General features: G+C 60.0%; 11 protein-coding genes. 6 read left to right on the top strand and 5 right to left on the bottom strand.

What is annotated here, in order from left to right; all coding sequences use genetic code 11:
• Positions 1 to 14 precede the first annotated feature (14 nt).
• Complete coding sequence (lpdA, locus tag AC1DA5_RS03125) at positions 15 to 1,391, bottom strand: dihydrolipoyl dehydrogenase (RefSeq protein WP_058236612.1); 1,377 nt, start codon at positions 1,389 to 1,391, stop codon at positions 15 to 17.
• A gap of 216 nt (positions 1,392 to 1,607) precedes the next feature.
• On the opposite strand from lpdA, the gene AC1DA5_RS03130 reads away from it, so the two are divergent.
• Positions 1,608 to 2,093: a hypothetical protein gene (locus AC1DA5_RS03130; protein WP_070726632.1), complete on the top strand. Its 486-nt coding sequence runs from the start codon at positions 1,608 to 1,610 to the stop codon at positions 2,091 to 2,093.
• On the opposite strand, the gene AC1DA5_RS03135 is transcribed toward AC1DA5_RS03130, so the two are convergent.
• Entirely contained in the window at positions 2,090 to 2,551 is a 462-nt protein-coding gene (locus tag AC1DA5_RS03135; protein WP_058236891.1) for a tRNA (cytidine(34)-2'-O)-methyltransferase, read from the bottom strand. The two genes, AC1DA5_RS03130 and AC1DA5_RS03135, sit on opposite strands and share 4 nt — an antisense overlap.
• A gap of 56 nt (positions 2,552 to 2,607) precedes the next feature.
• Positions 2,608 to 3,147 (bottom strand): YbhB/YbcL family Raf kinase inhibitor-like protein, encoded by a 540-nt coding sequence (locus tag AC1DA5_RS03140; protein WP_257525469.1) that lies wholly within the window; start codon positions 3,145 to 3,147, stop codon positions 2,608 to 2,610.
• Between the two features lie 130 nt (positions 3,148 to 3,277).
• Here AC1DA5_RS03140 and AC1DA5_RS03145 point away from each other — a divergent pair, with 130 nt between their 5' ends.
• The 5 genes from AC1DA5_RS03145 to AC1DA5_RS03165 are packed head-to-tail and all read left to right on the top strand — an operon-like array spanning position 3,278 to position 12,415.
• Positions 3,278 to 3,799: a hypothetical protein gene (locus AC1DA5_RS03145; protein ID WP_070726636.1), complete on the top strand. Its 522-nt coding sequence runs from the start codon at positions 3,278 to 3,280 to the stop codon at positions 3,797 to 3,799.
• Position 3,800: 1 nt separating this feature from the next.
• Complete coding sequence (locus AC1DA5_RS03150; protein ID WP_480289184.1) at positions 3,801 to 5,357, top strand: DNA polymerase Y family protein; 1,557 nt, start codon at positions 3,801 to 3,803, stop codon at positions 5,355 to 5,357.
• Between the two features lie 57 nt (positions 5,358 to 5,414).
• Positions 5,415 to 6,005 (top strand): thymidine kinase, encoded by a 591-nt coding sequence (locus AC1DA5_RS03155; RefSeq protein WP_058236617.1) that lies wholly within the window; start codon positions 5,415 to 5,417, stop codon positions 6,003 to 6,005.
• Positions 6,006 to 6,038: 33 nt separating this feature from the next.
• Positions 6,039 to 9,200 carry a DEAD/DEAH box helicase gene (locus tag AC1DA5_RS03160; RefSeq protein WP_480289186.1) on the top strand — a complete coding sequence of 1,054 codons (3,162 nt, stop codon included), beginning with the start codon at positions 6,039 to 6,041 and terminating at the stop codon, positions 9,198 to 9,200.
• 41 nt (positions 9,201 to 9,241) lie between these two features.
• A complete protein-coding gene (locus tag AC1DA5_RS03165) occupies positions 9,242 to 12,415 on the top strand; it encodes an error-prone DNA polymerase (RefSeq protein WP_480289188.1) in 3,174 nt (1,057 codons plus the stop codon).
• Here the strand turns inward: AC1DA5_RS03165 and AC1DA5_RS03170 are convergent.
• Both AC1DA5_RS03170 and AC1DA5_RS03175 read right to left on the bottom strand, forming a co-directional pair.
• Entirely contained in the window at positions 12,398 to 13,813 is a 1,416-nt protein-coding gene (locus AC1DA5_RS03170; protein WP_480289190.1) for an AI-2E family transporter, read from the bottom strand. The two genes, AC1DA5_RS03165 and AC1DA5_RS03170, sit on opposite strands and share 18 nt — an antisense overlap.
• Complete coding sequence (locus AC1DA5_RS03175; RefSeq protein ID WP_480289192.1) at positions 13,810 to 14,469, bottom strand: HAD hydrolase-like protein; 660 nt, start codon at positions 14,467 to 14,469, stop codon at positions 13,810 to 13,812. The genes AC1DA5_RS03170 and AC1DA5_RS03175 overlap by 4 nt, the downstream gene beginning before the upstream one ends.
• Between the last annotated feature and the right edge of the window lie 2 nt (positions 14,470 to 14,471).

Here is a 14,471-nt window from a genome sequence, read left to right on the forward strand (position 1 = left end):
CCTTTATGCGTGACTCAGTTGTGGGAGTGAAGAGGTTTGCCGGCAAGGGCCAGAGCTGCTTCACCAATTGCTTCGTTTTGGGTGGGGTGAGTGTGAATCAGCGCGGCCAGATCCTCCGGATACGCTTCCCAATTCACCATAAGTTCGCCTTCACCGATCTGTTCACCCATACGGTCACCCACAGCATGGAACCCGACGATCGGGCCATCCTGGACGTTGATCAGCTTGACGAAACCACTGGTATTCAAGATATTTGATTTGCCATTGCCAGCCAAGTTGTATTCGACTGTGTGAACGGCATCATCACCGTACTTTTCACGAGCCTGCTTTTCAGTCAGACCAACAGAGGCGATCTCCGGTTCACAGAAGGTGACGCGCGGAATTCCTGTCTCATCGATGACCTGAGGATTGAGCCCCGCGATCTCCTCGGCGACAAAAATTCCCTGCAGGAAGCCACGGTGAGCCAGCTGCAATCCGGGGACGATGTCGCCCACAGCGTAGACGTTGCCCACGCCGGTGCGCAGACGCTCGTCGGTAATTACGAAACCACGATCCATCGTGATGCCGGCCTCTTCGTAACCCAAGTCGTTGGTAACAGGACCGCGTCCGACTGCGACCAGCAGAATGTCGGCGTCAATTTCCTTACCGTTTTCGGTCGTGACGTGAACGCCGGAATCATCCTGCGTGGCACCGGCAAAACGCGTATTCGTGTGGAACTTGATGCCGCGCTTGCGGAACTGGCGCTCCAGCTGCTTTGAGACCGCTTCATCTTCGTTATTGGCCAGGTGCGGCAGTGCCTCGATGATCGTGACCTGAGCACCCAGTGAACACCACACGGAGGCAAACTCCAGGCCGATCACACCGCCGCCCAGGACGACCACGGATTCGGGCACCCATTCCATCTGCAGCGCCTGCTCAGAGGCGATAATACGGCCACCGATCTCGAGACCGGGGATTGAGCGCGAGTATGACCCCGTCGCAAGGACGATGTTCTTTCCCGTCACGGTGCGACCGTCAACGTCAATCGTGGTGGGGGAGGTCAGACGGCCCCATCCCTCGATCACGTCGATCTTTCGCTGGGAAATCAGCCCCTGCAGGCCCTTGTAAAGCTTCTTGATGACAGAGTCGCGGTACTTCATCAGCTGTGGCATGTCCACGCCTTCGAAGGAGGACTTCACACCGAAGTGCTCGGATTCCTTGACCGTGTCGACGATCTCAGCGGCATGCAAATAGGCTTTCGTTGGAATGCAGCCGCGGTGCAGGCATGTGCCCCCGACTTTGTCTCCCTCGATCAGTGCAACTTTCAGTCCTAATTGGGCGCCTCGTAAGGCAGCGGCATATCCGCCGGATCCTGCTCCTAAGATGACGATGTCGTAATCGGGCTCGCTCACTTATTCACTCCTCAAAGTTGGACTCGTGTGGACCGTCATGGACCAACTGGGTCTATTGTCCCACTTGCAGCGGTTTTTTTCTGACTTGTACGTGGGAACTTTTGGTGCGCCATCCCATATCTGGCGCCATCGCGCCAAGAACGGCCGTTTTGTCGCTTCTGGGCCGTACTATGTCATATGCGACAGTACCGCCATTGCTGAAAGGAGACACTGTCCATGGGTGTTACGCCGGCACCACAGCCAGCAGAAAGCGTGGCAGATGATCGCGGCCCGTCATGGGGCTTGGGCCGCCTTGTTCCTGCCGCGTACTGGCTTTTCGGTGCATGGACAACGGTCGTGTCGATTCGTAGCCTGACAAGTCGGGGCGAGGAACCGCTGGGGCCCTATGTGCTCGCCCTGGTCGCCTCACTGCTGTACCTCGTTGCAGCAGCGGCGTTGACTCATAACGGGCGCCGCATGCGCATGGTCGGATGGGCCAGTGTCATCACTCAGACGGTCGGCCCACTGATCGTCGGACTGTCGTTCTGGGGAATCAACGAGCCCACATCCGAGCGATCCCCGTGGAGTCGTTTCGGCGCGGAATACTATTATCTGCCGCTGCTGCTGGCAGTCGTCGGACTGGTGTGGCTGTGGTGGTCAAATCCGCGTCGTATCGTGGAACTTGCCGAACAGATCGAACGCCAGCCGAGGCGCCGCAGTTAGCACGAGTGCGGGAATCCGATCTGACGCCAGGCCTCATACAGGCCGATAGCAGCCGAGTTCGCCAGGTTGAGTGACCGGATCCCCTCGCACATGTGGATACGGACCCGCGACGTCACACGCGGATCATCCATCACGTCCTCAGGCAGACCGGTCGGTTCAGGGCCAAACATCAACCCGTCGCCGTCGCTGTAGGACACATCGGTGTACATCGTGGTTGTGTGTCCGGTAAATGCCCAGATCTTTCCGGGAATGCCGGCCAGTGCATCGTCGAGGTTGGGGTGAACCTTCACGTGCGCCAAGTCGTGATAATCCAGGCCGGCGCGACGCAGTTTCGCGTCATCCATGTCGAAGCACAGTGGCTCAACCAGATGCAGCATCGATCCGGTGCATGCGGAAAGCCGGATGGCGGCTCCCGTATTGCCCGGGATGCGCGGTTCATAAAAGATCACATGTAGCACGTGTTCAATCTTGCCCCCTGTCGGGCGCTGACAGCGACATGGCGCGTCGTGATCTTTTACTCCTGAGGCGTGGCAAAGACTGCCGTCAGTCTCCCTCGTGCAATCGTGTGGAACATGGTTGCGAAGGCAACCTGGGCGGCCGAGGCGTCCTCGTCCACCTCGAGGGTTTCGACGTCCAGTGCGTGAACGGCAAAAATGTAGCGGTGCGGGCGATCTCCAGGCGGCGGGGCGGCTCCGTAGTACGAATGGTCGCCGTGGTCTGCGCGAATATGGAAAGCGGCGCCGTCAAGGTCAAGGTCGGAGGATCCGGCACCTTGTGGAAGTTCGGTCTGCGTGGCAGGAATGTCCACGATTATCCAGTGCCACCAACCTGACGGTGTGGGGGCGTCCGGATCGAAACATGTGACGACGAATGAGCGGGTCTGCTCGGGGAAGCCGCTCCACGCCAGATGGGGTGAGACGTTTCCTCCCTCGGCGCTGTGGATGGCGGGAAGAGTCTGGTTGTCAACAATGTCGTTGGAAGTCACGGGAAAAGTAGCGTCAACAGGCAGGAGATCGTAGGGATCGGGGGCTGTTGGGCGATCGTTGAGGTTCACCATTGCTCCTTTCGTTTGTGATATCCACCATAGTCGTGCTGTGCGTGATTTTCGAGGGCGACTGGCGGATGAGCTCCAGATGCCGGGGGAGTGCCCTATGATGTCGAACATCTGTTCGAAAGGAGGGGGAATGGCACTGAGTGCACGCGAACGACTGGAGCGCGCACGCGCAGCGCTTGCTCAGGCGGAAGAAGAAACTGGCGTGCGTCATCGCGACGAGTATGACATCCAACGCCATCTGAACTCACGTGCTCACGACGCCGAGGCTCCGGTGGGCTGTATTTTTCACGTTGAGCCCTCTGCGGCTCACCTGATCCGCGCCGTTATTGACCTGGCACCGCACGGAGCGTGGTGCGCATTTGTCGGCGTGGCGAATATGGGGTGGGAAGCGGCATCGAACATGGGACTTGAACTCGAACGCGTCATCGATGTGCCGCACCCGGATCGCTGTGCTGCCCAGATCCTGAGTACCCTGATCGACGGCGTGGATGTCGTCGCAGTGGGGCGGGTCGAACTGACCGTGCGCGAACAGCGCCAACTGGCAGGCAGAGCGCGCACACGCGGGATACGGATCGTCACTGCCTACCCGTGGATCGGTCTTTCGCGTCCGCTGGCTGCAAGTCTGGTGGCTCCAACGAAGCAGGCGGTCTGAGATGGCGGCCAGCAGACGCGTGGTGGTGTGGGTTCCCGACTGGCCTACCCAGTCACTTGCAGTTAACACGCCGCCAGGAGGGCGAGCCATTATTGCGTCAAATGGTCGCGTGCAGGCTGCGACACTGGCTGCGCGCCGCGCAGGTGTGCGCACGTCGATGCTCTTGACGACTGCGCAGTATCTGTGCCCCGACGCACTGATCTACCCAGATGATCCGCTTGAGCAAAATGCCGCATTCGAACATGTGCTCGATGCATGCGACCGGGTGGCCGCACATGTGACGTGCCTGCGGCCAGGACTGGCGTGGGCGCCTGCTGCAGGCCCGGCGCGGTGGGTTGGATCGGAAGAAAAACTCGCACAAAAACTGACTGAAACGATCATCGAGGAATGCGGGGTCGAATGCCACGTGGGGATTGCGACGGGGATACTGACAGCAATATGGGCCGCCCGCTCTGATGAGATCGTTCCCGCCACCTGTGCCGAACAGTATGTGAGTGAAATACCGCTGGCGCATATTCCACGCATCGTACCGTGTCAACGCACACAGGACGCACATCATGCGATCGAGGTGCTTGAGGACCTGGGGGTGACAACGTGCGCTGATGTGCTGCGTGTCGGCAAGAAGGCGCTGCTGTCACGATTCGGGCGCTCAGGGGAGGACCTGTGGAGCCTGGCCAGCGGGGGTGACCTGTTTATTGCGCCGCGTGCACGCACCACCTCAGCGGTGAACGTGGAACGCACATTCGATGACCCAGTGACCAGTCTTGACATGGTTGCCTTGCAGCTTCGAGCAGTGGCGGAAAATCTGCGGCAGAAACTGTGGAGCCAGGGTGTCAACGCGCACGCGCTGAGTATCCGCGTCGCGACGACAACAGGACAGGACTGTGAGCGCACATGGTGTGGGGTGAACTGCCTGGACCCCAGTGAAGTTGTTGATCGTCTGCGCTGGCAATTACGCGGCTGGCTTGACCGCCTGCTTCCACAGGACGATGGCGATGCCGGTGGGTTGAGCACGATGCAGGTGGTGGCCTGCGACCTGTACGACACAGTAATGCCGGACCAGCTGTGGGCAGGGCCGGAGAGCAGTCGACGCGCTGAACGGGCCGCTTTGCGGGTGCAGTCAGTGGTCGGCACCGAGGGAGTGCGCGCGGTATGTATGCAGGGAGGATTCGATCCACGGTCGCGTGTGCACTCTTCCCCTTGGGGAAGCCCGGGACAAGAGCCCGTCAGGAGCGAAGGAGAATGGGACGGCGCTCTGCTGCGCGCGCCCACAGTGATGCTGGACAAACCCGAGCAGGTTGAGGTGCGCGCCGGGCTGACTCCTGTCGTGGTGACTGAACGCGGATACCTCAGCGCACCGCCCACACATATCGTGCGCGCCAGGGAACAGATCTCCATCGTGCAGGTGCAGGGCATCTGGGTTGTCCAAGGGCGCTGGTGGGAGGAACAGACAACAGAACGTTCGGCACGTGTCTATGTCATTGCAAGTCGGGACGGAAGCGACGTCCTGCTGAGCTTTCAGTCAGGCAGATGGTGGATCGAAGGTTTCTTTGAATAAAACGAGCTCGGGTACCATCAGGCTCAGGAGGACACGGTCGACGAGGAAAGGGAAGCTGTGGCGAAACTGTACTTCCGATACGGAGCGATGAACTCAGGCAAATCAACTGCACTGCTTCAGGTTGCCTACAACTACGAAGAACGTGGCCAGCATGTCCTGGTGATCAAACCGCGCGTCGACGTGCGCGGCAACGACACAGTGGTGTCCCGTCTGGGAGTAACGCGCACCGTTGATGTCCTTCTGGACTCCACCGATGACGTCTTTGAAGCGCTCGAGGCAACCGGCCGCATGGCTTCCACCTCCGCCATCCTGGTGGACGAAGCGCAATTTCTCACCCCACGTCAGGTTGACGATTTCCTGCGGGTAGCCGTCATGGATGGCATCCCCGTCCTGGCTTACGGCATTCGCACCGATTTCCGGACCAACGCATTTCCTGGTGCTCGCCGCCTCCTGGAAATCTCGCACAGCCTCGAAGAACTCAAAACGATTTGCCGATGCGGAAAGAAAGCAGTCTTCAACGGCCGCATCGTCAATGGCTCCTTCATCTTTGACGGCGGACAGGTCGCGATCGACGGTGTCGACTCAGGATATGAATCACTGTGCGCACGCTGCTACCTGCGTGAATCAGGCGGGAAGCTGGGAGACTGAGCATCTGCGCGCGCGGCGTCATAAACTGGAAAGATGGCTCCACGCGACATCGTGACGTATGTTCACCACCTCAGTGACGACGACATCATGATGCGCGTAGGCCCGGCAACGTGGGCAAAAGGGTTGGCGTTCTTTACCCGAGGCGACGTCCTGGACACCGACCTCACGTCAGAACGCGAAGCCCAGTGCCGCGTCAAAGGCCCCGGATTGACCTACCGCACATGGGTGAGCCTGCGTGACGGCGCCCCTGTCCACCTGGATCTGAGCTGCGCGTGCGCGATCGGACGTGATTGTCCGCACAGTGTGGCAGCCTTACTTGCCGTGCGCTCCGTGCCCGCAGAATCGGAGGAGGGCCCCACATGGCGTGACAGGCTGCGCACCCTTTCCGGCACCACGGCGATGGAGGGTCAGCCACTGGCGTTACTGGTTGATACGCATAACCCTCGTGAACCTATTGCACTGACACCGCTGCGCCCTGGAATGCACAGCGCGTGGACCACGAAGCGTGCAACGTGGCAGGACCTGACCGCCACGCAGTGGGAATCGGTCACAGATGGACTCAACCCCACACACGTCGCGCTGATCAGGCAGGCCTACCGCCACTCACGTTCAGATGGAACGTACCGCTCACCAAATGACGTCACACTGGAATCGCTGGGCGTGCAGGCAGGGCCGTGGATTGAGGCAGCTACGCGAGCCGGCCTTGACATGTTCGTTGACCTCGACCCGCTCACACCACTGAGCGTCGACCCGACTCCCTGGCACGTCAGTCTCGACACCACTCGCACTGGCGAAACAGGCGACATTCTCATCAAACCCGTGCTCACCGACGGTGCGCGCATCGCCGCCCGAGTTCGCATCAGCGCAGCCACGCAGCTGGCATTCTTCAACGCCGGGCGCACAGTCGCACATATTCGTTCAGGGGCGCATCTGCTCGACGCGTTCGAAGGTGCCTCACCGCTGATCATTCCGGCTGAAGACGCGGCCGAATTCCATGCCCAGTGGCTTCCTCGGCTCAGCGGCACCAACCCGGTCATGTCCAGTGACGACTCAGTGAGCGCAGACGTTTCAGTTAAGACAAGCATCGTCGGACGCGTCAGTATGGATCACATCGAACACGTCGTGATGCGCTGGTGGGTCGATCAAGCTGTCGGCACCTCTCATGTGCGCACCGCCTACGACAGTACAGACCCCGATGTCACGCACCTGGCACGCAGCGTACAGTCTGCAATCGGCCAGATCTCGCTTCCCACCGGCGCGCCCTTGACCGTCGGCACACCCATCCGTATGCCCGCCTGGAAAGCCCCGGAACTGCTTGCCACCCTCGACGAGGTGACCGCCGACGCTCTGCAATGGGACGTGAACCCTGATGTGCGGGCACTGAGCATCAGCAATGAGGAACTGACGATCCACACGGACGCTGAACCGTCCTCATCCACCGACTGGTTTGATGTCCATATACGCATCCGCATCGGTGACAGTGATGTCGCCCTATCTGATGTCCTCACCGCACTTGCCGATGGACGCGATCATATGCTGGTTGAGGGGACGTGGGTCGCCCTCGACAGCGCTCGTATCAACAGGCTGCGCGCCCTGCTCCACAACGCGCAGGAACTGGGCGGCAGCTTTACTGAATCTGACCTGCAGCTATCGAGCATGCATGTGGGGCTGTGGGAAGAATTCGACGACCTGACGGACTCGCTCACCGTGCCCAACTCCCTGCGCCGCACTATCGACGTACTTACTGCCCGAGGTGCGCGCGATCCGTTGCCGCTGCCTGACACCCTTAATGCGGATCTTCGGCCCTACCAGGTCGACGGTCATCAGTGGATCACCTCCCACATTCACAACGGATTGGGCGGCATTGTCGCTGACGATATGGGCCTGGGCAAGACCCTGCAAATCCTCGCCTCGATCGCGTCGCAACGCGCTGGTGGCATCGAGCCGCCAGTTTTGGTGGTGGCACCGACCTCCGTCGTCGGCACATGGGTTGAACAGGCCGAACGCTTCCTACCCGAGCTGCGAGTCGTCGACATTACGTCAACCTCCAAACGCCGCGACGAATCACTTGACAGTGCCATCCGCGATGCCGACATCGTCGTCACCACATACACCATCGCGCGCCTGGAATCAGACCAATGGACAGCGCGCGAATGGGGCGGCCTGGTGATCGACGAAGCGCAGCACGTGAAGAATCCGCGCACTGTCATCCACCGCCTGCTCATGCAGCTGTCCCGGCCGTGGACACTCGCAGTGACCGGTACACCCGTGGAGAATTCCGCAGCGGATCTGTGGGCACTCGCAGCCCTGGTTGCTCCCGGCTTGTTGCCCGGCTGGAAAACGTTCAGCACACATATCTTGCGACCCATTGACGAGGGGGACGCGAACGCCGCCGCAGCGTTGAGCGCAGCGATCCGACCGTTCATCATGCGACGCACCAAGGAAGCAGTGGCACCTGATCTTCCCGTCAAGACTGAAACAACCGTCGGTGTGGAGCTGGGAGTTGAACACCGCCAGATCTACGACCAGTATCTGACGCGCATACGCGTCCAATTGCTCGATCTGCTTGACGACGCTTCACGGCACCGCATCGACATTCTGGCCGCGCTGACGCGACTGCGCCAGCTGGCCCTTGACCCGGCATTGGTCGATGAACACTACCAGGGTGTCGGGTCGGCAAAGATCGACGTGCTGGTGGACCACTTGACGCAGATTCTGCCTGCAGGTCACAAGGCTCTGGTGTTCAGCCAGTTCACGTCCTACCTGGCACGAATCCGGGAGGAGCTGAAGCGGCGCTCCATTTCCTGTGTCCAGCTCGACGGTTCAACCCGCAATCGCCGCTCAGTGATTCAACAGTTTCGCGAGGGGGACGCTGACGTGTTCCTCATCTCCCTGAAGGCTGGGGGGACAGGACTGACATTGACGCAAGCGGACTACGTGTTCGTCATGGATCCATGGTGGAACCCGGCCGTGGAAGAACAGGCAGTGGATCGTGCGCACCGCATCGGGCAGGAACGTCCTGTCAGTGTGTACCGTCTGGTCGCCCTCGACACCATTGAACATAAAGTCGTCGAACTGCAGGAACGCAAACGTGAACTTGTGACATCCCTGGTTGATGCGGCTGTTGATCAGAAGGACGCGGGGCAGTGGACGCGCCTTAACGTGGCTGACCTGCGTGCGCTGATCGACGGATAAGACCGCTACAGAATCGAACAGATGTTCGATATGATGGTGGAGTGGTCGAACCTGCTCGTTACGCGGAATTACATGCTCACTGCGCATTCACATTCCTCGACGGCGCCAATATGCCCAGCGAGATGGTCGATGCTGCCTGCGCGCTGAACCTGGAGGCGCTTGCGGTACTGGATGTCGATGGTATGTATTCTGCAATACAGATGGCCACTGCCGGTCGAGCGCGCGGACTGCCGATTGTGTGCGGGGCGGAACTGACCCTGGATCCGCAGCAATTTTCAGCCCAGCCTGGATGGGGACTGGTTCCCGGAGCCGAAGAACCCGGCATCCGTCTTCCCATCATCGCCACGAATCCGTGTGGATACACGCAGCTGTGTGCGGCAATGAGTCGGCACACCCTTTCTCATCCAGGTCGGCGCACGCCGATACACATGCTGGACGAACTGGGTGCAGGGGAGTGGATAGTGCTCACCGGCACGTCGCGTGGCCCGCTGCGTCGAGCGCTGCGGGCGGGTGGCATGTCGGCCGCCCGCTCCATGTTGACACGCCTGATCAGTATCTTTGGACGTGACCGCGTCGCCGTCGAAAGCGCGCTGAGCCCCACGGAGCCACCTGAGACTCTGCGTGCACTCAGTGAATTGGCCACAGGTGCCCACGTGCCGCTGGTTGCCACAACGGCCGCGCGATGTGCCACCCCGGTATCCGGGCCCCTCGGTGATGTCCTGGCTGCCACCCGACTGGGAATGTCACTGGAAGAAGCTGAACCGCACCTGCCGGCCTTTCGCTCCTTCCTGCGCAGCGCAGAAGAGATGCTGCTGATGTACCACGACTACCCGGATGCTGTTCGCATGGCGGCAGACATCGGATCTCACGCAAGTTTTGACCTGCGCCTCGTTGCCCCCCGACTGCCTGAAACGAAGGTGCCCGAGGGATTTACGTCCGCGACATGGTTGCGTCATCTGACTGAACAGGGCGCCCTCGAACGTTACGGAACGCGGGCAGACAACCCCCATGCGTGGGAGGTGATTGACCACGAACTGTCCATCATCGAACGCATGGATTTTCCGGGATATTTCCTGATCGTCAAAGAAATCGTTGACTTTTGTGCCTCCCGCAACATCCTGTGCCAGGGACGAGGATCAGCCGCCAATTCAGCCGTATGTTTCGCCCTCGGCATCACTGCAGTTGACGCGGTGCGTCACTCAATGCTTTTTGAACGCTTCTTGTCGCCTGGACGTTCCGGCCCTCCTGATATCGATGTCGACATCGAGGCAGGGCGGCGCGAAGAAGTCATCCAACATGTCTACGAGCACTATGGGCGTGAACGCGCCGCACAGGTTGCCACCGTCATCACCTACAGGCACCGCTCAGCGATCCATGATGCTGCTCGCGCATGCGGATATGCCGCCGGTATTGCGACGAAGTGGAGCAAGAGCGAGGGCGACCCGCCCCCTGATCAGGTCACTCGAATCGCACAGAAAATGTCTGACCTTCCGCGTCACATGGGAATCCACACCGGAGGAATGGTGCTCACGCGCACACCGGTCAGTCATATCTGCCCCGTGCAGTGGGGAGCCATGGAGGGCCGTTCCGTTCTCCAGTGGGACAAGGACGACTGCGCTGATGCCGGACTGGTGAAATTCGACTTGCTGGGATTAGGAATGCTCACCGCCATTCGCCGGGCATTCGACTGGCTGGGGGAGCGCGGCATTACCGGCAGGAACGGGCGCGCGCTGGGACTGCATAATCTGACAGAAGAGGATCCACGTGTCTACGACCTGCTGTGCGCAGCTGACACGGTGGGAGTGTTTCAGGTGGAGTCGCGCGCGCAGATGAATACATTGCCACGCCTTCGGCCGCGCTGCTTCTACGACATTGTGGTGGAGGTGGCGCTGATCAGACCTGGCCCCATCCAGGGGCAGGCAGTGAATCCGTATCTGCGTCGAAGACAGGGCGCAGAAGCGGTGACGTATCTGCACCCGCTGCTCAAGCCTGCGTTGGAAAAGACTCTGGGTGTTCCGCTGTTTCAAGAACAGCTCATGCGCATCGCGCAGGATGCGGCAGGTTTCACCGCGGCGCAAGCTGACCGCTTGCGCAAGGCGATGGGGTCGAAGCGTTCACTCAAACAGATGGACATGCTCAAACCTCCGCTGATGGAAGGAATGCGTCAACGCGGAATCTCTGAGCAATGCGCACACAGGATTTTTGATCAACTCCGAGGCTTCGCATCGTTCGGTTTTCCTGAGTCGCACTCCTTTTCCTTCGCTCACATCGTCTACGCGTCAGCCTGGCTGAAAGTGCACTACCCGGAGTTCTTCTACGCAGGTATCCTGTCCAGTCAGCCTATGGGGTTTTATTCTCCGGATAGCCTGATCCACGACGCGCGGCGTCACGGCGTAGCAGTTGCTCGGGCCGATGTGCAGTTTTCTGACGTATCCGCATGCGTCCAGCCCTACGACCCGGCTGTCGAGCGATGTGCAAACGAACGCGTTGAACTGGACATGGATGACGATGCCATGATTCGGATCGGGCTGGAATCGATACGCGGACTGGGGGAGGGTGCCCACCGCATCGTCGATGCGCGAGCTGACGGTCCGTTTTCCAGTATGAGTGACGTGGCGCAGCGTGCTCACCTCACCGAGCGCCAGGTGGAAGCATGCGCGCGAGCCGGTGCTTTCGATTCGCTGGCAATCAGCAGAAGAGACGCACTGTGGGGTGCCGAGCGAGTGGCAGAAGAACACGCGTATCAGCCGTATATTCCTGGTATCGAGGTGGGCACGACGCCAGGGAACCTGCCGCAGATGAGCGATGTTGACCAGATGCGCGCCGACTATCAGGCCACCGGCCTGACCGTGGCAGAACATCCGCTGGCCCTGATCCGCTCATTCCTTGATGATCGCGGCGTCGTGAAAGCGCGTGACCTGATGGAGAAAGGTGACGATGGGTCCATCGCGTCAGTCGCTGGTATTGTCACGCACCGCCAACGTCCCCACACAGCGCGCGGCCTGATTTTCGTGTCTTTAGAAGACGAAAGCGGGTTTGCCAACATTGTGTGCTCACCGGGACTGTGGACGCGTTATCGCACCACCGCCACGACAGCGCAGGCGCTGATCGTCAGTGGCACTGTCGAAAGAGGCGAGGGTGTCGTCATGATCCGGGCACATTCGCTCAAAGAGCTGCACATGCCGATGCGCGTCCGATCACGAGACTTCCGCTGAAGCCTCGGTTTTCTGGCGGTCAGCCTCGGATTCGTCGTCGCCGCGGTTGCGGAAAAAACGCACAATTCTGGTGCCGATCTTGTTCTCGTGCTCTTCCTCAACGTCGGGCGCATTGCGGCGTTCAGGCAGCGGATCTTCGATCGGTGCATCACGCTCATACAGTTCAGAGAAGACAGACCAGATCACGCCGATAATCGGGATCGCGATGACGGCACCCAGCAGGCCCGCCGTGAGTGTACCGACGGTGACGCCAACACCGACAACCACAGGGTGCAAAGACACCTGCTTGCCCATGATGAGGGGCTGGAGAACGTGACCTTCGAGCTGGCCGATGCCGGCGATGCCGAGGCCAACGATGGCGGCCTGCATCAAACCGCCGCTTGCAGCAGCCACGATCATCGCAATGATCATCGCTGCGGGCGCACCAATCAGGGGAATGAAGGCACCAATGAACACCAGGACGCCCAATGCGGGCGCAACCGGCACGCCCAGGATCTGCAGGAAGATCCCCGCCAACAGACCATCGGTCGCGGCCACGATCATCGTGCCGCGCGCGTAGCCCGAGAAAGTGTCCCATCCAGCCAGAGCTGCGCGATGGATAGGCTCACGCCTGCGTGCCGGTGTGACATCCAGGAACCAGCGCCACATTTTTTCTCCCGACAGCAGGAAGAAGATCGTGATGAACAAGCCCAGTGCGGCGATTGTGAACGTGATGGCAGCGGCTGAGACATTTGACAGGAGGTCGGATGCCAGCCTGCTCCAGTTTTGCTGGACGTATTGCTGGCCCTTGGCGATCATGTCGTTCATCCATGCGGACACATCCTGCGGCGTGACCTTGATGTCGAATGGCAGGGAGGACAGGAAATCGGAGATCACATCCAGACCGCGTGAGAACTGATTGGCCAGCCTCGTCCACTGTCCCATCACGGAGTTGACGACCAATGCCATCAAACCTGCGAAGATGCCGAAGAATCCCAGCAATGTCAGAACCACTGACAGGCCACGCGGAATGAAGCGCGAAAGGAAATTGACCACGGGATTGAGAATCGCAGTGACCACCAGTGCGACGAAAACAGCGATGAAGACCGGGGTGACGCGTGCCAGAGCATAGACGACGGCGGCGACGATGATCATGATGCCGATCAGGGCCCACGCTGCCAGGCCGGATTTACGCAGCCAGTCAGGAAGCTCAGGTCGCTTCACGGCAGTATTGGTCCGCGAATGCTTGGTCGGAGGCGAGGAGACGCGTCGCCGTTGGGGTGTGCGATATGGGGCAGGGCGCGCCGGCGTGGATGTGCGCGTCGTGGCCGGCACCTGAGTGACGTGCGGAGAACGTACGAACCGGCTCAGGTTCTGCTTCAGATTGCCGAACGCTGAGGTGCGTGATGAATCAGTCATGAGTGATCTCCTATCAGCAGCTGGCGCAGTTCGTCAGCATCGTGAGCAACTGCCAGTGCCTGATCGAACTCGCCAGGACGCGAATATCCCCATCCTGCCCCGATCGCCGGCAGACCGACTTCCAGAGCACCTTCCAGGTCCCATGAGCGGTCACCTACCACGACGGGGCGAGAAATGTCGAGGCCTTTTTCCTCCAGGCGCTTCAGTGCATCGCGGATTACATGAGCTTTCGAATAGGCGGGATCTGGGATGGCTCCCGCAATGACATCGATGAAGCGATCAAAACCCAGATGAACCATCTGGTCGCGCGCCATGTATTCCTGTTTTGAGGTAGCCGTAGCCAAGGCGTATCCGGCGGCATGTAAATCTTCCAGAAGCTGTCCAATGCCGGGATACGGTTCTGGCTGAAGGAACAGTTCACGATAGTAGTGACGGTAGATGGTGGCAGCATTGTCAGCCTGCTCAGCATCCATCCCCAGATCCATGAAGGAGTCCCACAACGGTGGGCCGACGTATTTCGCCAGCTCATCGCGTGAACGAAACGGATAGTTCAAGTGTGCAAGTGTGCGTTGGAACGAGTCGATAACGACACTTGCCGAATCGACAATTGTGCCGTCCACGTCGAAAAGTACACAGGTCCAGCGAGAAGTTTCCACGT

Source organism: Pauljensenia sp. C0254C2 (genome assembly GCF_056583835.1).

Excerpts from the sequence above, each read along its gene's own strand:
- AC1DA5_RS03170 (WP_480289190.1), bottom strand. The coding sequence starts at position 13,813 with ATGACTGATTCATCACGCACCTCAGCGTTCGGCAATCTGAAGCAGAAC.
- AC1DA5_RS03150 (WP_480289184.1), top strand. The coding sequence starts at position 3,801 with ATGGCGGCCAGCAGACGCGTGGTGGTGTGGGTTCCCGACTGGCCTACC.
- AC1DA5_RS03160 (WP_480289186.1), top strand. The coding sequence starts at position 6,039 with ATGGCTCCACGCGACATCGTGACGTATGTTCACCACCTCAGTGACGAC.
- AC1DA5_RS03145 (WP_070726636.1), top strand. The coding sequence starts at position 3,278 with ATGGCACTGAGTGCACGCGAACGACTGGAGCGCGCACGCGCAGCGCTT.
- AC1DA5_RS03130 (WP_070726632.1), top strand. The coding sequence starts at position 1,608 with ATGGGTGTTACGCCGGCACCACAGCCAGCAGAAAGCGTGGCAGATGAT.